A 22,859-nucleotide genomic window follows, 5' to 3' on the forward strand; every position below is an offset into this window, starting at 1 on the left:
CGTTTTTATGGAGGTTGAGTTTGACTCCCATTGTTACGTAAGACAAAGTCTTAGAGCAAGAAAAAATTGCATCGTGAACAAATTACTGGGAGCAGTGTAATATTAATTTTCAGGGTAAACTTTATCTTTAAATTCGCATAAGTCTTCGATAATGCAAGAACCACAACGAGGCTTACGAGCAATACAGGTATAGCGACCATGCAAAATAAACCAATGGTGGCAATCGACTTTAAACTCAGCGGGGACGACTTTTAGGAGCTTTTCTTCCACTTCGACAACATTTTTACCCGGTGCAAAGTTAGTTCGATTACAGACCCTAAAAATATGGGTATCAACAGCGATAGTTGGCCAACCAAATGCGGTATTTAGAACAACATTGGCCGTTTTGCGACCCACGCCGGGTAAGGCTTCGAGCGCGGCACGATCTTCGGGCACTTGGCTGTTATGTTTTTCAATTAAGATCTTACAAGTTTTAATCACACTTTCCGCTTTGGTGTTAAATAGCCCAATGGTTTTTATATATTCTTTGATGCCATCAACACCTAGCGCCAACATAGCTTCAGGTGTATTTGCTACCGGATATAATTTAGCGGTTGCTTTGTTAACACTAACATCCGTGGCTTGTGCTGATAGCAAAACAGCGATCAGCAGCTCGAAAGGGGAATTAAATTGTAATTCCGTTGTTGGATTGGGATTGTTATCGCGTAAACGAGTTAATATCTCAATACGTTTTGATTTATTCATAGCTCACAATCAATTTTATCTAGAAATATGGCTGCCGCATCCTTGTTCTTTTGGGTATTCACGTTCAGGTTGCAGACCTGACTTGAGAGCGGCTCGTTTTTTCATTTTTTCATCAATTAAATATTTACCCGCAAGCATTAATGCTAGACCGATAAAAGCACCCGGTGGCAGCATAGCGAGTAAAAACGGAGAGTCAAGCTGTAACACTTCAATTCTTAATGATTTAGCCCATGGCCCTAAAAGTAAATCTGCACCATCAAATAACGTGCCATTGCCTAAAATTTCACGCATAGCGCCGAGAACAAGTAAAGCCGCGGTAGCCCCTAATCCCATAGCAAGTCCATCAACGGCTGAAAGTGGCACTGGATTCCTTGATGCATAGGCTTCCGCGCGGCCAATAACAATACAGTTTGTCACAATTAGGGGGATAAAAATGCCTAAAGACTCATAGAGGCCGAAAGCATAAGCATTAATCAACATCTGTACGGCGCTAACAACAGAAGCAATAATCATGACATAAATAGGTATACGGATTTCACTCGGTACCCAACGACGAAATGCCGAGACAGCCACATTGGTACAGATTAATACCAGTGTTGTGGCAAGCCCAAGTCCTAGTGCATTGGTTGCTGTTGATGAAACCGCGAGTAAAGGGCATAGTCCTAAAAGTTGTACCAGCGCTGAGTTATTTTTCCATAAGCCTTGGGCAAAAAGTTCTTTAGATTCACTCATGATTATTCAGCTCCACAAATTGGGTAACTTGATAGATTTTGTGGTATTTTTTGCATAAAAACAGCAGTGCGCTTAGTGGCATTCACAACCGCTCTTGGCGTTATTGTCGCACCTGTAAATTGATCAAAATTACCACCATCTTTTTTTACCGCCCATTTAGGGTCCTGCTCAGAAGCAACGTTACCTGTTAATAGCGTGATCCAATCGGAAATTCGAGTTTCAATTTTATCGCCGAGTCCGGGGGTTTCATGATGTTCAGTCACCCTAACACCAAGGACATTACCGTTAAAATCAGCGCCAACTAATAGATGTATCGCGCCAGAATAGCCATCAGGCGCAATCGATTCGAGAGCGGCGGCGACAGGTTCACCATTCTTTCGTGCAATGTACAGTCGATGGGGTTGTTTACCGCCAAGTTGGGCCTCAGCACCGACTAAATAACACTCTTGTCCAAAATCATTATCATATAAACGGGTTGGCACGACTTGGTCAAGTAATTGCTTTTGCACAATCGCCGCTTGTTGAGCAATGGTATCCTTAGTTAACGTATAAACCGTAGCACTGAGAGCCGTTGTACCTGCTGCAAATAGCGCCAAAATAGCCCCATGACGGCGCATCGTATTCAACATACAGCCTCCTTACTTATGTCCATGCCCGTATGCACGGGGTTGCGTATAGTGGTCAATGAGAGGAACGGTAATGTTGGTTAATAAAACAGCAAAAGCGACGGCATCGGGATAACCACCATAAACACGAATTAACCATACTAATAAACCAATCATCACACCATAAATGAGGCGACCTTTTGGTGTTGTGGAGGCTGTTACCGGGTCAGTTGCAATAAAGAAGGCCCCTAACATAGTTGCGCCTGAGAGTAATTGCACTAAAGGTGGAGAGTAGCGCCCAGAATCGATTAACCAGCTTACGATTGCACAAAATGCCAATGTAGCGAGAAATGCAACAGGGATTTGCCAACTGATAATACGGCGATTCAACATGATTACGCCACCGACTAAATAGGCAATATTCACCCATTGCCAGCCAATACCAGCGAGAGAGCCTTGCAAAATAGGCTGCTGTAAAACATCTGAAATAGGATGAGTTAAAAGCCCTGTTTTAAAACTGTCTAATGGGGTTGCTTGGCTCATTCCATCGACACCCATTCGTAAGGCATCAAGCGTAACTCCAGTTGGGGTATGCCCTGTAAAAATAATTGATAGACTTTCTAATGCATTGATATTTAAAGTCTGTAACTCATGGGGAGGTAACCAACTGGTCATTTGTACGGGAAATGAAATTAAGAGTACAACATAACCGACCATAGCAGGGTTAAATGGGTTTTGTCCTAATCCACCATAGCATTGTTTTGCAATAATTATCGCGAAAGCTGTCCCTAAAACGATCATCCACCACGGCGCTAATGGCGGTAGGCTAATACCTAATAATAGCGCCGTTACAACCGCAGAGTTATCTTTGAGTACATTCAATACAGGCTTTTGACGAAGGCGAATAGCAATGCCCTCGACGATAATGGCCGTGATTATGGCTAAAACAATTTGATAGAGAGTACCAATACCAAAAAAGTAAATTTGTGCCGCAATACCAGGCAAAGCGGCCAATATCACCCATAGCATAACAAGGCTAGTGCTTTGATTATCATGGGTAAATGGAGCGCTTGCAATTTTCAAACGGCGATTATTTGGGTCAATAGGCCTAAATTTCATGGTATTTAATCACTTACTCTGTCATGGTTTGTTCGTTTTGTTTTTGAGCCTGTTTCGCTTTTACACGAGCTATCGCTGCGGCAACGGCGACTTTACGAGGATCTGTTTCTTCTTCAATTGGCTGCTCAGCGGCAGGGGAAAGCATTTCCTCTTCATCGGCTTTCGCGATAAGTTGTGCTTTATCTTGTGCTGCTTTTTTGGCTTTTGCACGAGCAATAGCCGCGGCAACCGCAGCCTTACGTGGATCAACCTCAGCCGGTTCGTCAGCGCTGGTTGGCTCTACGTTCTCTGAGGCGATAGTCTCCTGTTGAGCCGCTTTTTTGGCTTTCGCACGGGCAATGGCCGCAGCAACCGCAGCCTTACGTGGATCAACCTCAGCCGGTTCGTCAGCGCTGGTTGGCTCTGCGCTCTCTGAGGCAGTAGCCTCCTGTTGAGCCGCTTTTTTGGCTTTTGCACGAGCAATAGCGGCGGCAACCGCAGCCTTACGTGGATCAATCTCAGCCGGTTCGTCAGCGCTGGTTGGTTCAGCGTTCTCTGAGGGGATAGTCTCCTGTTGAGCCGCTTTCTTGGCTTTTGCACGAGCAATAGCGACGGCAACCGCTGCCTTACGCGGATCAATCTCAGCCGGTTCGTCAGCGCTGGTTGGTTCTACGTTCTCAGAGGCGGTAGCCTCCTGTTGAGCCGCTTTTTTGGCTTTCGCACGAGCAATAGCCGCAGCAACCGCAGCCTTACGTGGATCAACCTCAGCCGGTTCGTCAGCGCTGGTTGGCTCTGCGCTCTCTGAGGCGATAGTCTCCTGTTGAGCCGCTTTCTTGGCTTTTGCACGAGAAATAGCGGCGGCAACCGCTGCCTTACGTGGATCAACCTCAGCCGGTTCGTCAGCGCCGGTTGGTTCTACGTTCTCTGAGGCGGTAGCCTCCTGTTGAGCCGCTTTCTTGGCTTTTGCACGAGCAATAGCGGCGGCAACCGCTGCCTTACGCGGATCAACCTCAGCCGGTTCGTCAGCGCTGGTTGGTTCTACGTTCTCTGAGGCGATAGTCTCCTGTTGAGCCGCTTTCTTGGCTTTCGCACGAGCAATAGCCGCAGCAACCGCAGCCTTACGTGGATCAACCTCAGCCGGTTCGTCAGCGCTGGTTGGTTCTACGTTCTCTGAGGCGATAGTCTCCTGTTGAGCCGCTTTCTTGGCTTTTGCACGAGCAATAGCCGCAGCAACAGCTGCTTTACGCGGATCATTCCCCTCGTTTGCTTCCGTAGGTTGAGTGACAGTGTCACCTTTGCTTTCTTGCGCGGCCGCGGCTTTTCTCGCCTTAGCACGAGCAAGTGCAGCGGCTACGGCAGCCTTACGTGGGTCGTTAGTATTATCTTCTGCTATCATTGTAGCGGCTTGTTTCTCGGCCTGTTTTGCTCTCGCTTGCTCTTTACGTGCCGCTCTTGCGGCAATAACCGCACTGTTATCGGGCTCTGCACCTACAATGACATCAATTGCGGATGTGGCAGCTGATTTTTTGGCTTTTACACGAGCAAGGGCTGCGGCAACAGCATCTTTATCGGATGCCTCCACTTGAACAGCTGATTTTTTATGGCGTTCTTCTCGGGCCAGTTTTTCGCGTTCCATCCGCTGCTGTTTCGCTTCAAAACGTAATTTTGCTTCTGCTGCCCGTCGTTCCTCTTGCTTAATCTCACGTATTTCTGCTTTTTCTTGTCGGTAATATTGCACGAGAGGAATATTACTTGGACAAACATAGGCGCAAGCGCCGCATTCTATACAATCAAAGAGGTTATGCTTCTGTGCTTTCTCATGCTCTTTACCTTTACTGAACCAATACAGTTGCTGAGGGAGCAGAGCAGCAGGGCATGCATCAACACATAAACCACAACGAATACACGCTTCTTCAAGAGGCTTTTGCCCAACCTCTTCGATACTAGGAACCAGTAAACAGTTACAAATCTTAACAACGGGCGCGTTAAGGTCAGGCAAAGTAAACCCCATTAATGGGCCACCCATAATGACCATTTGCTCAGTTGCAGGCGTAAAACCTGTCTGTTGTAAAAGGTGTTGTACGGGGGTACCTAGACGAGTCCAAAAGTTACCCGGAGAGGCGATCGACTCACCCGTTACGGTCACGACACGTTCGATTAAAGGTTGACCATCAATCACGGCTCGTTTTATTGCAACCACCGTTCCCACGTTCTGCATTAATACGCCGATTTGAGATGAACGAGCACCGGAGGGAACCTCTTTACCCGTCAAAATTTTAGTAAGCTGTTTGGCTCCGCCAGAAGGATATTTAGTCGGAATGATCCGAATAAAAATATGCTTATCATGAGTGGTTATTGCTTTTTTTAAAGCCGCAATAGCGTCTGGCTTATTGTCTTCAATACCAATAAGAATTTGATCAGGATTGAGTAGGTGTTGCAAAACGCGACAGCCTTCGATGACCTCATCCGCATGTTCTTGCATGAGGCGATCATCCGCGGTGATATAAGGTTCACATTCCGCGGCATTCACAATTAAGGTCTTGATCGCATCTTTCCCCCCGGCAAGCTTAGAGGCTGTTGGAAAGCCTGCCCCCCCAAGTCCGGCGATACCTGCTTGTTCAATTTTTTGTAATAATTGCGCTGGGGTGAGTTGTAAATAATTAGGCTCAGGAAATAATTCGCACCAAGTATCTTCGCCATCAGCGTTGAGGCAAACCGACAGTTCTTTTAAGCCAGAAGGGTGAGCGGTAACCATCGGTTTAATTGCGGTGATTGTACCGGACGTTGAAGCATGGACAGGTACGGTTCGGCCAACACCACGTGTTAAAGGTTGGCCTTTGAGTACATGATCACCCGCTTTAACAATTAACTCACCTTCAGGGCCTAAATGCTGTTGTAACGGAATAATAAGCTGCTCAGGGATTGAAGCCACGCGCATTGGAACTTGGCTGGATTGAAGCTTCATTTCAGGTGGATGTATGCCGCCTGAAAAATCCCAAATAGTATCTTTTTTCAGCCAATTAAATAAATTAAACATGTGCATCACCTTTTACCGCAGAAAAGGGTGATTTGGGCTGTTGTTCATTAGCTGATACAGGAATATTTTTAACTGGAATACTGTTTAAATCCCATTTCCAGTTTGCCGTCGTCGTTTTCACGGGAACCAGTTCAATACAGTCGGTTGGGCAGGGCGCGACACATAGGTCACAACCTGTACACAAGTCTTCAATGACGGTATGCATCGCTCTGGTTGCACCAACAATGGCATCGACAGGGCATGCTTGGATACATTTGGTGCATCCAATACAGTTTTCCTCATCAATAATGGCAACTTTACGAACGGGATTCTGTGCACTCTCATCGCCGTCAATCGGTTGAGGGTCGACATTCAGCAGCTCGGAAATTTTCAACATAACTTGCTCGCCGCCGGGGGCACATTTATTGATCATCTCACCATTATTAGCGACGGCTTCCGCATAAGGGCGACAGCCTGGGTAGCTGCATTGACCACATTGGCTTTGAGGCAAAATCGCATCAATTTTTTCGACAATAGGGTCTTCTTCAACTTTAAAGCGTAGAGAGGCATAGCCAAGGACTAAACCAAAAATCAGTCCCAAAACAGCTAAAATGCCAATAGCAATCCATAACGACATCATTAGAATTTCACCAAACCACTAAAACCCATAAATGCTAAAGACATAAGTCCAGCAGTAACTAGGCCAATAGATGAACCACGAAAAGGAGCAGGGACATCGGCAACAGCAAGCCGTTCACGAATAGCGGCAAACAAAACCATGACCAATGAGAAGCCGACTGCGGCAGCAAAACCATAAACGGCTGACTGTAAGAAACCATGTGACTGGTTGATATTTAACAGAGCAACACCTAACACAGCACAGTTAGTTGTAATGAGTGGGAGAAAAATCCCTAATAAGCGGTAGAGTGTTGGACTGGTTTTTCTGACAACCATTTCGGTGAACTGAACAACGACGGCGATCACTAAAATAAAGCTGAGGGTGCGTAGATAGAGAAGGTCAAGAGGCACTAAAATTAACGTGTCCATCAGCCAAGAACTGATGGAGGCAAGTGTCATGACAAAAGTCGTAGCAAAGCCCATTCCAATGGCTGTTTCGAGTTTTTTTGATACGCCCATAAATGGGCACAGACCAAGGAATTTTACCAGCACAAAGTTATTAACCAGCACTGTTCCAATAAATAGTAAAAGATAATCAGTCATTTCATAGCCTGAAAACAAAATTAAAGAACAAAGACCGACGTATGTCAGTAAAACTGAGCGTATGATAACAAGCTATTTTTGTGATGCTTATCGATCTTGTGTGAAAGTCATTTTCACGCGGGCAGAATTTTTAATGTAAGGCACAAAGATTCCCGCGCCAATAAGTGGCCAAGCGAGTGTTTTTAGTGCGATATCGTCTTCAACGGCAGCGAAGGCGAAGGTTTTTAATCCCAACAGCAATAACACTAATAGCCAAATAATAAAACGGCGAGGGAAATGTTTAGAACGAATAAACATCAATTTCAAAATATGAGCGGTAAATAGCGCCATCACAACGGTAATAAGAAATGATAAACACCAATCTAACGGGATATAACTGGACCAATTCTCAATAGTGGTGACAATTTGATAAAGTTTAATGGAATACATTACTACCATGGCGCACACAGCAAAAAATGTCATTAAAATAAAGGCGGCTGGAGCAAGGAGCCAACCCGTAATTCGATGATGGTCATAGACAGGCGTCATATCAATTTATTCCATATTTAAGTTCATAATAATTCAAATACATATTGTTACCTGCCTAAGAGCATCTAAGCTAGCGTTTAAAATGCTTTTTTTCAGTGTTCAATGGTACTTAAAATTATTTTGATAGAATCAATCAATGGATATCCTACCATAGTTTTATTTGCTAATTAATTGGTTATGGTGATACTTTTTATACGTTTTGTGGAAACTAATAAAATGAGGTTATTATGTCTGCACCAATTAAAGTGGGTATTATTGGTTATGGTTATGCAAGTAAAACATTTCATGCACCTTTTATTGCCACTTTGCCAGGTTATGAGCTGACAGCAATTTCAAGCAGTCAGCCAGATAAAGTGACGACAGATTGGCCGAATGTTACGGTAGTCTCCTCTCCAGAACAGTTACTTGCAAATCCTGAAATAGAATTAGTTATTATTCCAACACCGAACGATACTCATTATCCGCTGGCGAGCCAAGCACTAGCGGCAGGTAAACATGTTGTTGTGGATAAACCTTTTACTGTTACTGTTGAAGAAGCCGAAGCGCTACAACAACAGGCCCAAAAAGCAGGAAAAATACTTTCTGTGTACCATAATCGTCGTTGGGATGCGGGCTTTTTGACGTTAAAACAGCTCTTTGCTGACGGCTGCTTAGGTGACATTAAATATTATGAATCTCATTTTGATCGCTATCGTCCAGTGACACGCCAAAGATGGCGTGAATCGGCTGTTGCCGGCGGTGGAATTTGGTATGATTTAGGCCCGCATTTATTAGATCAAGCCTTACAATTTTTTGGTAAGCCTACCAGTATTCATGCAGATTTAGCGATGATCCGCCCTAATGCAGAAGCCGTCGATTATTTCCATGTATTGCTTAATTACGCAGATAAAAAAGTGATTCTTCATGCTACCACCGTGGCTGCGGCGGAATCTCCGCTTTATGTCGTCCATGGCATGAAAGGCAGTTATGTTAAATATGGTCTTGATTCCCAAGAAGATAAACTAAAAAGTGGGGCGTTACCCAACGATGAAAATTGGGGGATTGATGAACGTAACGGAGTTGTGACGCTGTCACAAGGCGATGAATTGATTTCTAAAGAGTGGGTGAACAAAAAAGGTCATTACGGTGGTTATTACCTTAAGATTTTCGACGCAATCCGTCATGGCGCCGAAAACCCAGTACAACCCCAAGAAGCGATTGAAATCATGAAGCTGATTGAAGCCGGTATCATTTCAGCCAAAGAAAAACGTACTGTAGATATTGATTTCTAAAATTAATTTTAAATTAATGAGCCAGCAAAAGCTGGCTCTTTGTTAGGTACTAAAATGAATTTGTTAGCAAAACTTAAAATTGATCCTTTCTTGCTTATCATGATTTGTGTTGTGGTAATTGCTAGCCTATTTCCTTGTGAGGGGGAGATTAAAATCGGCTTTCAATACTTAACGACAGCAGCAATTGCACTGTTATTTTTTATGCATGGCGCAAAGCTGTCTCGCGAATCTATCATGGCCGGAATTGGACACTGGCGACTGCATTTATTGGTTTTTTCTAGCACATTTATTTTATTTCCTATTATTGGTTTAGGGTTGCATTTCATGGTGCCAACTTGGATGTCACCAACCGTGTACATGGGCTTCCTTTACCTTTGCGCGTTACCTGCAACGGTACAATCGGCAATTGCATTTACTTCTGTTGCAGGCGGGAATGTTGCCGCGGCAATTTGTAGTGCTTCAGCATCGAGCATTTTGGGAGTCTTTTTATCGCCGATCTTAGTGGGCTTCTTAATGGATGAAGATGGCAGCCAAGCGATGGATACACTGAATGCAATTGGTGCTATTTTATTACAGCTAATGTTGCCATTTGTCGTAGGGCACCTTTCTAGGCCGTTATTAGCGAATTGGATTAACCGGAATCGCAAACTAATTAATATTACCGACCGGTCATCAATATTATTGGTTGTTTATGTTGCATTCAGTGAAGCGGTCGTTGAAGGGATATGGCAGCGTATTGATGTCTATTCACTCTTTATGATCGCTGTAATCAGTTGCCTTATTTTATTTATTGTTATGGTGCTCAATACATTAGCGGCTCGCCTATTTAAATTTAGCAAAGAAGATGAAATAACGATTGTATTTTGTGGCTCTAAAAAAAGTCTTGCTAATGGTGTTCCGATGGCGAATGTTCTTTTCCCAGCCTCAGTTGTTGGAGTGATACTATTGCCATTAATGATATTCCATCAAATACAGTTGATGGTTTGCGCTGTTCTTGCTCAACGCTATGCAAAGCGCTTAGCTAAATAATTAGTCCTGTGTCGAGTAGAGGTATCTACTCGATAAAACACTCGCATTTAGTTACAACATACTAATGAGTGGAAACAAACTTCATACATTAGCCACTGAGTATGAAAATGAAAAAGCTAAACAGGGCAGAATTTGGTTGAACTGCCCTAAACGGGGATGTTTGGGGTTAGAATACAGCTTATCTGACTTTATCTTAAAATCCGTTTAAACATTTAATGACAGCGGATAGTAAGGTTGAAAATGAATATTCAATCTATTAACTAATTGAATAATAATCTTATATATTATTTCTATGTCCCATCAACTCAATAACATCGATTTTATCCACTGTTAAAGGAGGTTGTTTATGGCGGGAGAGCGGCTCGAAACTCTCATGCCTTAATGCGCTAGAGCAAGAGTTGATAGCTAGCAACCGTTTGTTCTCTAAGCCAACCTCCCAAAATCAAAAAGGAATATCCCCTGATTAGCGAAGGGCGGCTTTTTGTCGTAATTGCTGCTTTTCGCTCTCACTGAGAAAAGACATCGTTAATCCATTGATTTGCGCCTGTTCAATTTCAGCTTGCGTTAATCCTGCCATCGGAGCGGCGATATTATATTCATGGTCTAGCTCAATACCTTCAACCGCGGGGTCATCTGTATTGATTGAGGCTAATACGCCGTGATTTAAAAACATTTTCAACGGATGTGCAGATAATGATGATACTGTACTCGTTTGAATATTGGAGGTCAGGCAGCTTTCAATACCGATTTTATGTGAGGCTAAGTACTCAATGAGTTCTGGGTCTTCATTTGCTTTAACGCCATGACCGATTCTTTGCGCACCTAACTGTTTAATCGCATGCCAAATACTCTCTGCACCTGCCGCTTCTCCCGCATGAACCGTTATTTGCAAACCGGCATCACGAGCTCGGGTAAAGTGGGTATTAAATAGGGAGCCAGGAAAACCAAGTTCGTCACCAGCAAGATCTAGCGCACAAAGCTTATCACGATGAGCGAGAAGACCCGCTAATTCTTGAGAACAAGCTTCTGGTCCGAAAGTCCGGCTCAAAATACCAATTAAATTGATCTTGATATCATACTGCTTACAACCCGCCATTATCCCATCAATCACGGCTTCAACGACACCCTCAATGGGTAATTTGTGTTGCATTGCCATATAGTAGGGAGAAAAACGTAGTTCAGCGTAGTCAATGCCTGCATTATAAGCATCTTCAACATTTTCTTGAGCCACTCGTTTGCAGGCATCTAAATCTGCTAACACAGCGACTCCCCAATCTAATTTTTGTAAAAATCCGACTAAATCAGCTTCTTGCGTCATGATTTGTACGTGAGGGCGTAGAGTTTCTAGCTCATAGGCAGGCAACGCGATATTATGCTGTTGAGCGAGAGAAAGAATCGTTTCAGGGCGGATATTACCATCTAAATGGCGGTGGATATCCGTTAATGGCAGCTGTCTGTTAATCACTAATTGCATCCCTTTATCTTGCTGATAGTTCGTTGTATATATGTTCTTAGTATAGATGTAAAAACGCCAGTCAAAATTGATTGACTGGCGTTTTAAGATTTATTTTAAACTAAATTAGTTTGCTGGTTGTGCGACTTCTGCACCTTCAGCTGGCGCTTCTTCAACTTCAGGAACGATGATGTCTTCTTCTTCATAATCCAGAGTGCTTTCTGGGCTAGACATAATCTTCATCTTAGTTAAGAAGTCAGCTAAAGTGTATTTATCCGCGTTGAAAGTAATATCATTACCTGCAAATTTGATAGTCATTGTCAGGTCATTACCTTTTTCAACCATCCACGGTGATTTTTTCTGCTTAGCTTTTTCAGCACGTTCTTCGTCTGTCATAAACATTTCTTCAAACGGAGAAGAGAACATATCAGAAGTCAGCATCATTTGTGCTTGTTCAAATTCAGCTGTTGCTTGTTCCACATACTGTTTTTTGATTTCAGCATCGACAGCTTTACCTTGATCTAAAATAGCTGCTTGAGCAAGCAACTCGATCGCCATAGGTTTATTCAGCGTGAAATTAAAGTCAAAAGAGGTCAACAGGCTCTTAACTGCTTCATCAACCTTATTCGACAACGCTAATGAAGTCAGTTCGTCTTGATTCCATTTGTTGAAAGTCATGCTTAAGTCAATTGAGCTTTGTCCAGCATCATTTTTCCAGTAAGCAGGGCTAATCGAAAAGGTTGGTTTGCTTTGCAGCAGTTGAGGTAATGTTTTTGTGACTATATCCATAGCAATTTGTTCCCCAGCAGCGGATGGATTACCACTTGCCAGACCTTCTGCTAAGGCTTTGTTATACTGCTCAACAAATTGACCTAATGCTTTTGCATCTAATTTATCGATTGAAAGAACCGCTTTACCTGAACCTAAGTTTTGTCCTAGCGCTGTCAGTCCATCAATACTATAAGCTAAATTCCCTTTGACCGTTTCTTTTTCAAGAACAGTATCTGAATTGATAGCTAAATTTTTGAAAGAAAATTTAACTTCAGGGATATTAAAATCAGTATCTGCGATAACAAACTCTTGTTTACCCGTATAGAAGCCATATTGAGTTTTCGTTACGTTAGAGATTAATTTCAATCCTTTTAAGGTCATTCCCTCAGATTTATCTGCTTTTTGAATCACTAAATTATCAGTGATTAGAGATGCATCCACTTTTTCGAGGTCAGATGTCGTATTGAACACCATTTTTGAACCGCTGAAAGAGACACTTGCATCTTCTTTCGAATATTCAATCGGTAACAGTTCTAAATCTGAATCAATACTTTTGCTATAACCAATTACAGCATCACCTGAAATAAAAGGTTTACCTTTTGTTATTTCAAATAATTCTTTTGTAGAAGCGTTATTTGCCAATTCAATATGTGCTGCACCTAATTTCGGCATTAGGTTAAATTTAGCAACTTGTGATAGCGGGAAAGGGCCGTGATCAATATCGGTATTGAAAACGATAGTTTCATCAGGACCTGCTGACTCAGCTGCTGAAATAACGATATTTGCTTGAGATGAGAATACGCCACGTTTAAAGTTTTCAACTTTAAATGTGAGTCCAGCTTCTGGCGCATTTGCAGCAAAAAATGCGTTAGTGTTGCTGATAACTTTGTTTAATTCCTTTTCTACTTTAGAGCCAGTATACCATGACGCCCCTGTCCAAGCAGCACCCACAGCAATAATAACACCAACTGCAACTAATGACTTTTTCATTATAAACATCCATCCTTTCAGCACGTTATTCAACATGCAATGAATTTTGTACAAGTTTTAACAAACCGTCTTTTGCGTGCAATCAAGACGAACAAAACGCAAAATAAATCAAAGGTTATACACGCGAGCAAGTTCACCTATACCTGTTAAGCGAACTTCTTTTTCAAAGGCTGAAATAAAAACAGATTCTCCAGAACTGATTTTTAATTCTTCACTGCCTGATCTCAAAACTAACTCACCGTCTATACAAAATAAGATAGAAGCTGTCTCATTAGTTATGTTTATCTCCGTGCCGTTAATAGAATATATATTAAATGCAAAATCTTCTACTGGTATATGGTATTTACAGATATTTCCTGATTTCTGGGGTTCACTAAGTAAACTTTTGCTTGTTTTAGGAACAAAATCAACGTTAGCTATCAATTCAGGCACATCAATATGCTTATTGGTCAAACCAGCTCGTAGGACATTATCTGAATTTGCCATGATTTCTAAACCTACACCTTCAATATATGCGTGTGGCGTTCTTGCATATAAGAACATCGCTTCGCCAGGTTGTAACTCAATCACATTAAGCAGAAGTGGCACAAATAAACCAGTATCTTCAGGATAAAGGCTAACCATTTGTTTTATCGTATTCCAAGGTTCACCTTGGCGGCTATTAAGTGCCGCTTTTAATACACCTAATGCTAATTCTTTCTGCTCCCCAGAAAGACTGAGAATTTGTGCAAATAATTTAGCCAGCTTTTCTTCCGTCGGTGATTGAACAAAAAATTGAATTTCAGGGTGTGCCGCGGAAACAAAATCAAGTAACTCGGCGATCTCTTGCAATGGGCGAAATGCATTCATCGCTTTAAAAGGGGTGAGCGCATAAATTAGCTCAGGCTTATGATTATCATCTTTATAATTACGGATAGGTGAGTCTAGAGGGATACCCGCTGCATTTTCTTTAGCGAAACCAACCTCAGCGTAAACTTTATTCGGATGAACCTGTACAGAAAGGGGTTTTGCTGCACACAATACTTTGAATAAAAAGGGCAAGCGTGATGAAAAAGACGCGGCTACTTTTTTGCCTAGAATTTTCTCAGGATCACTGGCAATGTAATCAATTAATGAGAGTTTTTGACCGGTTTTAGCGTTAACAACATAAGAACTCGCTTTAGGATGGGCCCCCATCCATAATTCGGCCATTGGCAAATGTTCTGGGTTAGGGATAGCGTATAACTGTGTGAGCGCAGTTTTACTTCCCCAGTCATAATTTTGAACTTTATTAATCATTTTTAGCATAGCCAAACTCTCTTTTTCTAAAAATCAACTTATTTCCTTGATACTACAATACAATAAACACGGTTAAGTCGCATTATTGAAATTAAATGTGTGGCATCATAGAGGGGTATTGCCAGCTTACCTGCAAGCTGGTGATTTTAAAACCGATTATTCTGTGTATGTACTTAAGGAGATAGTAATGGCAGCCACTCGCATTGAAAAAGACTCAATGGGACCAATTGAAGTACCAGCTGACCAGTTGTGGGGCGCGCAAACCCAGCGTTCTTTAGAACATTTCCGTATATCTGTAGAGAAGATGCCAGTTGCTTTAATCCATGCCTTAGCGGTGACTAAAAAAGCAGCTGCAAGCGTTAACATGGATTTAGGATTACTTCCTAAAGATCGTGGCGATGCGATTATCGCTGCTGCTGACGAAGTACTCGCTGGTAAGCATCCGACAGAATTCCCTCTTGCTATCTGGCAAACAGGTTCTGGCACTCAAAGTAACATGAATATGAATGAAGTGCTTGCAAACCGTGGTAGTGAGATCTTAGGTGGCCAAAGAGGTAATGACCGTCTTATTCACCCGAACGATGATGTTAACAAGAGCCAAAGTTCCAATGACGTCTTCCCAACAGCTATGCACGTTGCGGCCGTTGTTGCTATTCGCGAACATTTACTTCCTGAGCTAAAAGCATTACATAAAGTATTAGATGCTAAGGCAAAAGAATTTAAAGATATCGTTAAAATTGGTCGTACACACCTACAAGATGCAACTCCGCTGACGTTAGGCCAAGAAATTTCTGGCTGGGTAGCGATGTTAGCTCACAATGAAAAACATATTGAAAACTCTGTACCTCATGTGTGCGAACTGGCTCTTGGCGGTACCGCGGTCGGTACGGGTTTAAATACTCACCCTGAATATGCTGTACGTGTCGCTAAAAAAATTGCTGAGTTAACAGGGCAACCATTTGTTACTTCACCTAACAAGTTTGAAGCATTAGCAACGTGTGATGCTTTAGTTCACGCTCATGGTGCACTAAAAGGTCTTGCTTCATCTTTGATGAAAATTGCGAATGATGTTCGTTGGTTGGCATCTGGTCCTCGTTGCGGTATTGGTGAGATTGCAATCCCTGAAAATGAGCCAGGTAGCTCAATTATGCCAGGTAAAGTTAACCCAACACAATGCGAAGCGCTAACGATGCTTTGTGCTCAAGTTATGGGTAACGATGTTGCTATCAATATTGGTGGTGCTTCAGGTAATTTTGAGCTGAACGTATTCCGTCCAATGGTCATTGATAATTTCTTACAATCAATTCGCCTCTTGGCCGATGGTATGCGTAGCTTCAATGAGCACTGTGCGATTGGTATTGAACCAAACCGTGAGCGCATTGAAAAACTTCTGCATGAATCACTGATGTTAGTGACTGCACTAAATACCCATATTGGCTACGATAAAGCAGCTGAAATTGCTAAAAAAGCCCATAAAGAAGGGTTAACGCTGAAAGAATCAGCTTTAAAACTGAATTATCTAACCGCTGAACAGTTCGACGAGTGGGTTCGTCCTGAAGATATGGTTGGCAGCATGAAAAACTAATTAACAGATTAGTTTAAGCTAAAAAAAGCACTTGCTTAACAATAAGTAAGTGCTTTTTTATGTTGCATAATCTATGCACTTTTTATTACGCTCAATCTCCAACGAACATCGCATCTTATCTCTAGACTTCTTGATATAAGTTGAGGCGAGGGATCAATAATTCTATGGGCTTTGAGCGGGGGCGGTTGCGAAGAGTAATATTGTCTGCGTTATAATCCGGCAAATCACCGATCACAATATCATCTAATGATTTTTCGACGGCAAATATGATTAACGGATTGGCACAGGCAAGTTGAGTCTGTTTTTGTTGTGCGCTATCCCAAACACGAGCAATAGGCTGAACTTTCACCGGTCTCTGAGTTTTAAGTACGGCATCCTGATTTAGCTGACTAATTAGAGTAATTTCTTGCTCTAATTGCTTCAGCCAATGTTCTCTAGGTATACCTAATGGTTGACGGCCATTTTCTAATGAGGCTTGCAACTTATTTAATACCTGTTCTTTGGTGGTCTTATTGATGACTTTTTTATTTGCCCAGCCAAATCTAACGGTATCGACATCCGTAAGATAAGTTAAAGAGCGATAAGTATTTAACGTCAATAGACCATGGAGACTATCATGAATAAACTCAAAACGTTGTGATTCATCGACGCCAGATTGCTGAGTCACAATCTTCTTTATTTTCACTTTTAACTCATTGATATCTTCTAGTAATGAATGAAACATCCGATAAGTAGAATAGGGCGCATTTATACAAATAGCACCGGGTAACCTAACTGCCGATTTGTTGCTGGTTAACTCTGATTTATCATGAATAAACAACAAATTAAAATGGGCTATAGCATGATTAATTGCATCTTTCCCTGTTATTTTTTCAACCTCAATATGTTTTATTTCATTATTTTCATCACCTTTCATAATTTCAGGGAGACGAAATACGGAGGCAGAAAAAACGGGCTGTTCAGCCATGAGATGACTAAACTTACTTATTTTGTTCTCTAATTGATTAAAGCAATTTATAAGCTCATATTTAGCATTTGTCATAAGCCAACACCCCATTTAGTTACAACATTCTATGTATTGAAAATATAACAAATATTCAGCATCGTGCAAAATAAATCTGTCAAACAGAACGAAAGGGGCCTTCTTTCCCCTTTATAAAAAGTCTTATTTGATATTGAGGTCTATCACTTGATAAAAAGCATTACCCGTATCAGCAATCGTCCAAACCGCTAACACCAGTTGATAGCCTAAATTTTCTTTTGGTAATGTACAATGATGCTCGACGACTGAACCAGGGTGTTTGGGTTCATCATACTGGCAAAATGGTGTTAAAACTAATTGATTACGGCTTATTGGTAAATTAGGGTTCCAATTCGGCTTGGTAATAAAGTATTCCCACTTAGATGTTGAATGTCTGGCAGTTAAATACCATTTAAACGTTTGTTGAGAGTGATGAAGATCATTTTTGCTCCAACGAGCGGCTGTTTGCACATCAAGTTCAGCAAAGCGAGTAATACCCGCACTTGCGATTTGACCATCTATAGGGCCTGATAAAGGGAAACCTTTTGCAGCTTCAAGAGATTGTGGCTCATATTGTATTGCACCACACTCGGCATTGAGCTTTTGATTACACAGGTAAGCACGGCTTTGTGGTTCAAATACATAGCCGTGCGCGAATATAAATGTTGAAAAACAGAGTAGAAAAGGAAGTAAAAATAGATTTTTCATTGGTTGCCCTCATCGTTGTTGAGAGCAACATTTTCACTGAATCAAACTCACAAAATAAATTTCATCATTTAATAGGTATTGATAAAGTAAAGACACCGGCTTGATCAGCAGTTAGCCTTTAATTTGTAAGCGATTAGCATACCAATAAGAAGCAGCCCAGCAATAAACCAAGCAACGCCAGCCCATCCAAATTGCAGCCAAAAAATCCCACCAACAGTTCCTGCAATACTTGAACCTGCATAATAACTAAACAAGTAAAGTGAAGAAGCTTGGCCTCTAGCCCGTTTAGCTCGGTGTCCAACCCAACTACTGGCGACTGAATGAGCAGAAAAGAACCCAGCTGTTAACACCGTCATGCCCAAAAGGATGAGCCAAAAACTCGAAAATAGTGTTAACAAGATCCCTGACAACATGAGAACTAATGCAGCAATCAGCACACTTCCCAAACCAAATCTAGAGGTTAAACTTCCGGATTTCGATGCGCTATATGTACCTGTTAAATAAATTATTGATAATAAGCCAACAGTAGCTTGGCTAAAATGATAGGGGGCTTCAAGTAATCGATAACCAATATAGTTATACATAGTGACAAACCCTCCCATCAAAACAAAGCCTTCAACAAATAACCATGGTAAACCTTTATCACGAAAATGAAGGCGTAAGTTAATCCACAAATTTTTGGGTTTTAAAGAGCTTGCTCTAAAATGTTGTGACGGTGGCAATAACCGCCAAAAGCCAATTGCAGCAATTAAAGCTAGGCTGCCCAACAAAACCACAGCGACACGCCATGAATAAAAATCAGCGATAATGCCCGTAACAAGACGTCCGCTCATTCCACCAATAGAGTTACCACTAATATATAACCCCATTGATAACGCGACATAGCTAGGATGGATTTCTTCACTTAGGTAGGTCATCGCAACCGCTGCAACACCACTCAACGATAATCCAACGAGCGCTCTAGCAATTAAAATACCTTGCCAACTTTGCATAAAAGCACTTAACAGTGTGAACAATGCCGCACTTGTTAACGCAACGACCATGACATTCTTTCGTCCAATCGCATCGGAAATTGGTCCAGTAATCAGTAGCCCTAGCGCCATTAATCCAGTACTTAATGATAACGAGAGACTAGCCGTAGCAGGGGAAACATTAAAATCCTCTGATAACATCGGCAAAATCGGTTGCACAAAATAAAGTAATGCAAATGTGGCTAACCCCACGGTAAAGAATGAGAGTGTCACGCGCAAATATAGTGCATCATCACGTTGAATATAGTGCTTTTTAGGGACAGTATTCTTATTTGAGTTATCCCGCGTTCCGTTAGCGGTGTCTTCAGTAGTAAGACTATTTGATGAATGTTCCATAGAGATTTCCTTGCCATATAACCCAATTGATTTCGATCAAAGGATAGAAATCTCAGACTATTTTGTCTAATATATTAATAATTACCAATAATACTTTAAAGATATCATAAAGAAAATGGCTATTGAATTAAGACACTTACGCTATTTTGTGGCTGTTGCAGAAGAGTTACATTTTGGGAGAGCGGCTGATCGACTGCATATTTCTCAACCACCATTGAGTCAGCAAATTCAGTCACTTGAAGAGCAAATCAATGCAAAGTTACTTGAGCGTAATAATAGGAATGTATCCTTAACCCCCGCAGGCACTATGTTTCTTAAAGAGGCTTATCAAATATTGTCTCAGGTCGAAGCTGCCGCCACGAAAGCCGCAAGAATGGAAAAGGGCGAGTTAGGCGAACTTTCTATAGGCTTCACCTCAACAACCCCCTTTATGCATAAAGTGACTATGTGTTTACGTCAATATCGTGAATCCTACCCTGAAGTCGCTATTCATATGCATCAAATGAATACAAAACAACAACTTGCACCATTATTAACGGGTAGGATTGATATGGGTATTATGCGTAATACTCAATTACCTGAACAATTGAATTACCAATTATTGTTTAAAGAACCTTTCATGGTTGCGGTGTATGAAGGGCATCCGCTATTAAAATACGAAAAAACAGGTGTCGATATTCACTTATTGGCTGATTATCCTTTAGTTTTTTTCGAAAGAGAGGTGGGAACGGCGCTTTATGATGAAATACATAATCTGCTTACATCCGCTGGGGTCACGCCTAAAATATCTCAAGAAGCCGGTGAAGCGATGACCATTTTAGGATTAGTTGCAGCTGGCATGGGAATTTCTATTATCACAGAGTCCTTCACTCGCATGAAGATTGATGGTGTAAAGTACATCAAATTTTCTAATATCAATGCAGCATCGGAGGTATGGTTAGTCTACAATAGTCGTAGGACATTACCAGCGGCCGCACAAAAATTAACTCAGTTACTCATAAAAAACATTGTTGGTTAAATCATGTGATTTAAGTCACAATTAACATGTGGATCAAGGCGTTGATGACTTATATTACGCATAATAGCTGGCTGCTTTAGCATGGGATTTAATATTTCATAATGGAAAATCAAACCGGTCATATCGATCAGATTAAGCAACTAAATACAGGGATTGTTTACCGAGTGATTGATCAACACGGGCCAATCTCGCGTATTGCGTTGTCCAAACAATCACTACTCGCTCCAGCGAGTATTACAAAAATCACCCGTGAATTGATCGATGCTCACTTAGTGAAAGAAATTGAATTCCCCGTCCTTGGCTTACGTGGTCGACCAGCCATTGGCTTAGTAATAGAAAGTGAAGGGTGGCAATTTTTATCTATCCGAATTGAAAATGGTTCTATCAGCTTAGCCCTAAAAGAGATCAATACCCAAACCATCGTAGAACAAAGCTATCCTTTTCACGTAAAAGGTAATGATGAATTCTCAAATACTCTCTCATCTTTAATTAGCCATTTTTTTGCCACTTACTCACAACACCTTGAGCGTGTCACTGCAATTAGCATTATTTTAGATGGTCTAATTGAGCCTTTTTCCGGTGTGATTTATAAATTACCGGACTATGATATTGATCATTTATCACTTGGCCATCACTTAACAGAACAAACCGGTTTACCAACCTATATTCAACCTTATGTTAATACGTTAGCCTTAACCGATTATTTTTCTTTTCATGCTAAAAGAACGGCTAAAAATATTATTTATTTACAAATCGATGATGTGGTTAGTGCCGCCATTATCAATAATGGTATTGCACTAGATAGCCATACCAGACGTACCATTTATTTCGGTCATGGACAGATTCAGAACAGCCACGAGAGTTGTTATTGTGGCGGGATTGGCTGCTTAGAAAGATCGATTTCGATTCCAGCGATCTTAAAGCGTATTCCTAAATTATTTCATTTATACCCAGAAACCTCGCTTTTAAATGAAGAAATTAATTTCGATAATTTCTGTTTAGGTATCGAAACTGAAGATCCTCTTTGCCTGCACATATTAGATAATATTGCTCAAATACTCGCAGGGCAGCTCTATCAATTAATTAATATTTTTGGTATTGAGTTAATTTTGATCAATTCGCCATTAAATCGTGTCTCTTCGCTATTTTATCCACTTTTATATCAATACTGTCGCTCTCAGTGTATTCATATCTACTATCAAGAATTGCATATTGAAAAATCTGAAATTACTAAAAAAGAGAGTGAAACTGCTTTAATTCAACAGGCTTTATACGATGGCTCTTTATTGATCCAGTTACTACAAGGTTAACAAAAGTTGATAAAGTTTTTGCTATTAACTAGAAAATTGAGCTAACGCAAACTTAAGACTTGCCCATTCCCATAAACTGATTCCATATCATTTTTCACTGCAATTATGCAGTCGTCTGTCACTTCAGGATAGAAAATAACTATGATGAATCTATTTATTACCGGGACAGATACAGATGTCGGGAAGACAGTATCCACATTGGCCATATTGCAGGCGCTTAATAGCCAAGGAATTAAAGCGGTAGGCTACAAGCCCATTGCTGATCAATGTATTGATACTCCAGAAGGTATGAGAAATAAGGATGCTTTACTCATTCATGGGATATCACAAGAGGTTGTATCATATGATGATATCAATCCAATAAAAATTAAAGATAATTACAATCACGAAAACCGTATTGATTTCAGTAAAATTAAACTAGGCTTAGAAAACCTAAATAGTCAATGCGATACCGTTGTTATCGAAGGTAATGGTGGCTGGCGTTATTTATTAGATGACAATACGTTTTACACTGATTGGTTAAAAGGCCAAAAGGTTGGTGTAATACTTGTTGTCGGAATTCAACACGGTTGTGTTAATCACACATTGCTTACAGCAGAGGCAATACGAGCCGATGGTTTACCACTTGTCGGCTGGATAGCGAACCGAATTAATCCAGGTCTTGCCCATTACGCTCAGATTATTAGTCGATTACAAAAGCACTTAAAAGCACCATTACTCGGTGAGATCCCCTATTTATTGCGGCCAGAAGAGAAAGAACTCTGTCAATATTTAGATAAAGATAAGCTTAAAGAATTTATGTGTGAATATGCTTAGATAAAATTGAAAAGGGCGCTCAAAGCGCCCTAGCTATTTATTGGTGACGAGTATAAATGATTTTATACGTTTCATTCTGACAGTGGCCAACAACCTGTCCTTGTGTTTGATCGACTTCGTCATTTGGAACAGCCACTAAGCTAAAATTATCAGCAGGAACACCATTATTGATAATCTTTTGCTTAATTTCTTCAATCACACTTTCACATGATGCCTGTGCTAATACAGGGGCAAACAGGATACACAGTGCTGGAAGTATAAGTCTCGTTTTCATAATAACTCCTTAATTAGGTTAATG

General features: G+C 41.2%; 21 protein-coding genes. 6 read left to right on the plus strand and 15 right to left on the minus strand.

Features of this window, described 5'->3' with window-relative positions:
• Window positions 1-102: 102 nt before the first annotated feature.
• From nth to M1F03_RS10055, 8 genes are all read right to left on the minus strand, one after another.
• A complete protein-coding gene (nth, locus tag M1F03_RS10020; RefSeq protein ID WP_154624602.1) occupies window positions 103-744 on the minus strand; it encodes an endonuclease III in 642 nt (213 codons plus the stop codon).
• A gap of 15 nt (window positions 745-759) precedes the next feature.
• Window positions 760-1,476 (minus strand): electron transport complex subunit E, encoded by a 717-nt coding sequence (locus M1F03_RS10025; RefSeq protein ID WP_154624603.1) that lies wholly within the window; start codon window positions 1,474-1,476, stop codon window positions 760-762.
• Between the two features lie 2 nt (window positions 1,477-1,478).
• Window positions 1,479-2,105 (minus strand): electron transport complex subunit RsxG, encoded by a 627-nt coding sequence (gene rsxG / locus M1F03_RS10030; RefSeq protein WP_154624604.1) that lies wholly within the window; start codon window positions 2,103-2,105, stop codon window positions 1,479-1,481.
• A 9-nt stretch (window positions 2,106-2,114) separates the two neighbouring features.
• The gene (gene rsxD / locus M1F03_RS10035; RefSeq protein WP_154624605.1) at window positions 2,115-3,200 is read right to left on the minus strand and encodes an electron transport complex subunit RsxD; all 1,086 of its coding nucleotides are present in this window, start codon (window positions 3,198-3,200) and stop codon (window positions 2,115-2,117) included.
• Between the two features lie 13 nt (window positions 3,201-3,213).
• Entirely contained in the window at window positions 3,214-6,216 is a 3,003-nt protein-coding gene (rsxC, locus tag M1F03_RS10040; RefSeq protein WP_251464120.1) for an electron transport complex subunit RsxC, read from the minus strand.
• Window positions 6,209-6,835, minus strand: coding sequence for an electron transport complex subunit RsxB (rsxB, locus tag M1F03_RS10045; RefSeq protein ID WP_154624829.1), 627 nt, complete (start codon window positions 6,833-6,835; stop codon window positions 6,209-6,211). The genes rsxC and rsxB overlap by 8 nt, the downstream gene beginning before the upstream one ends.
• Complete coding sequence (gene rsxA, locus M1F03_RS10050) at window positions 6,835-7,416, minus strand: electron transport complex subunit RsxA (protein ID WP_154624828.1); 582 nt, start codon at window positions 7,414-7,416, stop codon at window positions 6,835-6,837. The genes rsxB and rsxA overlap by 1 nt, the downstream gene beginning before the upstream one ends.
• A gap of 87 nt (window positions 7,417-7,503) precedes the next feature.
• Window positions 7,504-7,944: a DUF2569 domain-containing protein gene (locus tag M1F03_RS10055; RefSeq protein WP_154624827.1), complete on the minus strand. Its 441-nt coding sequence runs from the start codon at window positions 7,942-7,944 to the stop codon at window positions 7,504-7,506.
• Window positions 7,945-8,171: 227 nt separating this feature from the next.
• Here M1F03_RS10055 and M1F03_RS10060 point away from each other — a divergent pair, with 227 nt between their 5' ends.
• Complete coding sequence (locus M1F03_RS10060) at window positions 8,172-9,215, plus strand: oxidoreductase (RefSeq protein WP_196713125.1); 1,044 nt, start codon at window positions 8,172-8,174, stop codon at window positions 9,213-9,215.
• A 54-nt stretch (window positions 9,216-9,269) separates the two neighbouring features.
• Window positions 9,270-10,244 (plus strand): bile acid:sodium symporter family protein, encoded by a 975-nt coding sequence (locus M1F03_RS10065; RefSeq protein ID WP_251464122.1) that lies wholly within the window; start codon window positions 9,270-9,272, stop codon window positions 10,242-10,244.
• A 463-nt stretch (window positions 10,245-10,707) separates the two neighbouring features.
• Here M1F03_RS10065 and add read toward each other — a convergent pair whose 3' ends face one another.
• The 3 genes from add to manA all read right to left on the minus strand — a co-directional run bounded on the left by add (window position 10,708) and on the right by manA (window position 14,745).
• Entirely contained in the window at window positions 10,708-11,709 is a 1,002-nt protein-coding gene (gene add, locus M1F03_RS10070; RefSeq protein ID WP_247047038.1) for an adenosine deaminase, read from the minus strand.
• A gap of 114 nt (window positions 11,710-11,823) precedes the next feature.
• Window positions 11,824-13,458 carry a YdgA family protein gene (locus M1F03_RS10075; RefSeq protein ID WP_196713123.1) on the minus strand — a complete coding sequence of 545 codons (1,635 nt, stop codon included), beginning with the start codon at window positions 13,456-13,458 and terminating at the stop codon, window positions 11,824-11,826.
• Window positions 13,459-13,566: 108 nt separating this feature from the next.
• Window positions 13,567-14,745, minus strand: a complete 1,179-nt coding sequence (manA, locus tag M1F03_RS10080) for a mannose-6-phosphate isomerase (RefSeq protein ID WP_247047036.1) — start codon at window positions 14,743-14,745, stop codon at window positions 13,567-13,569.
• Between the two features lie 178 nt (window positions 14,746-14,923).
• On the opposite strand from manA, the gene fumC reads away from it, so the two are divergent.
• Window positions 14,924-16,321 carry a class II fumarate hydratase gene (gene fumC / locus M1F03_RS10085; protein ID WP_154624821.1) on the plus strand — a complete coding sequence of 466 codons (1,398 nt, stop codon included), beginning with the start codon at window positions 14,924-14,926 and terminating at the stop codon, window positions 16,319-16,321.
• A 121-nt stretch (window positions 16,322-16,442) separates the two neighbouring features.
• On the opposite strand, the gene tus is transcribed toward fumC, so the two are convergent.
• From tus to M1F03_RS10100, 3 genes are all read right to left on the minus strand, one after another.
• A complete protein-coding gene (tus, locus tag M1F03_RS10090; protein WP_163861596.1) occupies window positions 16,443-17,363 on the minus strand; it encodes a DNA replication terminus site-binding protein in 921 nt (306 codons plus the stop codon).
• Between the two features lie 123 nt (window positions 17,364-17,486).
• Complete coding sequence (locus M1F03_RS10095; RefSeq protein WP_251464124.1) at window positions 17,487-18,050, minus strand: lytic polysaccharide monooxygenase; 564 nt, start codon at window positions 18,048-18,050, stop codon at window positions 17,487-17,489.
• A gap of 104 nt (window positions 18,051-18,154) precedes the next feature.
• Window positions 18,155-19,417 (minus strand): MFS transporter, encoded by a 1,263-nt coding sequence (locus M1F03_RS10100; protein WP_154624818.1) that lies wholly within the window; start codon window positions 19,415-19,417, stop codon window positions 18,155-18,157.
• Between the two features lie 115 nt (window positions 19,418-19,532).
• On the opposite strand from M1F03_RS10100, the gene M1F03_RS10105 reads away from it, so the two are divergent.
• The 3 genes from M1F03_RS10105 to bioD all read left to right on the plus strand — a co-directional run bounded on the left by M1F03_RS10105 (window position 19,533) and on the right by bioD (window position 22,561).
• Window positions 19,533-20,435 (plus strand): LysR family transcriptional regulator, encoded by a 903-nt coding sequence (locus M1F03_RS10105; RefSeq protein ID WP_154624817.1) that lies wholly within the window; start codon window positions 19,533-19,535, stop codon window positions 20,433-20,435.
• Between the two features lie 101 nt (window positions 20,436-20,536).
• On the plus strand, window positions 20,537-21,745 hold the full coding sequence (locus M1F03_RS10110) for an ROK family protein (protein WP_154635668.1): 1,209 nt from the start codon (window positions 20,537-20,539) through the stop codon (window positions 21,743-21,745).
• 141 nt (window positions 21,746-21,886) lie between these two features.
• Entirely contained in the window at window positions 21,887-22,561 is a 675-nt protein-coding gene (gene bioD / locus M1F03_RS10115; protein ID WP_154635669.1) for a dethiobiotin synthase, read from the plus strand.
• A 37-nt stretch (window positions 22,562-22,598) separates the two neighbouring features.
• On the opposite strand, the gene M1F03_RS10120 is transcribed toward bioD, so the two are convergent.
• Window positions 22,599-22,835, minus strand: a complete 237-nt coding sequence (locus M1F03_RS10120; RefSeq protein ID WP_154635670.1) for a DUF1161 domain-containing protein — start codon at window positions 22,833-22,835, stop codon at window positions 22,599-22,601.
• Between the last annotated feature and the right edge of the window lie 24 nt (window positions 22,836-22,859).

This window comes from Providencia sp. PROV080 (genome assembly GCF_033688105.1).
Classification (GTDB): domain Bacteria; phylum Pseudomonadota; class Gammaproteobacteria; order Enterobacterales; family Enterobacteriaceae; genus Providencia; species Providencia zhejiangensis.

What these genes read in the sequence shown, in the direction of transcription:
- nth (WP_154624602.1), bottom strand. Translation starts at nt 744, where the DNA reads ATGAATAAATCAAAACGTATTGAGATATTAACTCGTTTACGCGATAAC.
- M1F03_RS10025 (WP_154624603.1), bottom strand. Translation starts at nt 1,476, where the DNA reads ATGAGTGAATCTAAAGAACTTTTTGCCCAAGGCTTATGGAAAAATAAC.
- rsxG (WP_154624604.1), bottom strand. Translation starts at nt 2,105, where the DNA reads ATGTTGAATACGATGCGCCGTCATGGGGCTATTTTGGCGCTATTTGCA.
- rsxD (WP_154624605.1), bottom strand. Translation starts at nt 3,200, where the DNA reads ATGAAATTTAGGCCTATTGACCCAAATAATCGCCGTTTGAAAATTGCA.
- rsxC (WP_251464120.1), bottom strand. Translation starts at nt 6,216, where the DNA reads ATGTTTAATTTATTTAATTGGCTGAAAAAAGATACTATTTGGGATTTT.
- rsxB (WP_154624829.1), bottom strand. Translation starts at nt 6,835, where the DNA reads ATGATGTCGTTATGGATTGCTATTGGCATTTTAGCTGTTTTGGGACTG.
- rsxA (WP_154624828.1), bottom strand. Translation starts at nt 7,416, where the DNA reads ATGACTGATTATCTTTTACTATTTATTGGAACAGTGCTGGTTAATAAC.
- M1F03_RS10055 (WP_154624827.1), bottom strand. Translation starts at nt 7,944, where the DNA reads ATGACGCCTGTCTATGACCATCATCGAATTACGGGTTGGCTCCTTGCT.
- M1F03_RS10060 (WP_196713125.1), top strand. Translation starts at nt 8,172, where the DNA reads ATGTCTGCACCAATTAAAGTGGGTATTATTGGTTATGGTTATGCAAGT.
- M1F03_RS10065 (WP_251464122.1), top strand. Translation starts at nt 9,270, where the DNA reads ATGAATTTGTTAGCAAAACTTAAAATTGATCCTTTCTTGCTTATCATG.
- M1F03_RS10075 (WP_196713123.1), bottom strand. Translation starts at nt 13,458, where the DNA reads ATGAAAAAGTCATTAGTTGCAGTTGGTGTTATTATTGCTGTGGGTGCT.
- manA (WP_247047036.1), bottom strand. Translation starts at nt 14,745, where the DNA reads ATGCTAAAAATGATTAATAAAGTTCAAAATTATGACTGGGGAAGTAAA.
- fumC (WP_154624821.1), top strand. Translation starts at nt 14,924, where the DNA reads ATGGCAGCCACTCGCATTGAAAAAGACTCAATGGGACCAATTGAAGTA.
- tus (WP_163861596.1), bottom strand. Translation starts at nt 17,363, where the DNA reads ATGACAAATGCTAAATATGAGCTTATAAATTGCTTTAATCAATTAGAG.
- M1F03_RS10095 (WP_251464124.1), bottom strand. Translation starts at nt 18,050, where the DNA reads ATGAAAAATCTATTTTTACTTCCTTTTCTACTCTGTTTTTCAACATTT.
- M1F03_RS10100 (WP_154624818.1), bottom strand. Translation starts at nt 19,417, where the DNA reads ATGGAACATTCATCAAATAGTCTTACTACTGAAGACACCGCTAACGGA.
- M1F03_RS10105 (WP_154624817.1), top strand. Translation starts at nt 19,533, where the DNA reads ATGGCTATTGAATTAAGACACTTACGCTATTTTGTGGCTGTTGCAGAA.
- M1F03_RS10110 (WP_154635668.1), top strand. Translation starts at nt 20,537, where the DNA reads ATGGAAAATCAAACCGGTCATATCGATCAGATTAAGCAACTAAATACA.
- bioD (WP_154635669.1), top strand. Translation starts at nt 21,887, where the DNA reads ATGATGAATCTATTTATTACCGGGACAGATACAGATGTCGGGAAGACA.
- M1F03_RS10120 (WP_154635670.1), bottom strand. Translation starts at nt 22,835, where the DNA reads ATGAAAACGAGACTTATACTTCCAGCACTGTGTATCCTGTTTGCCCCT.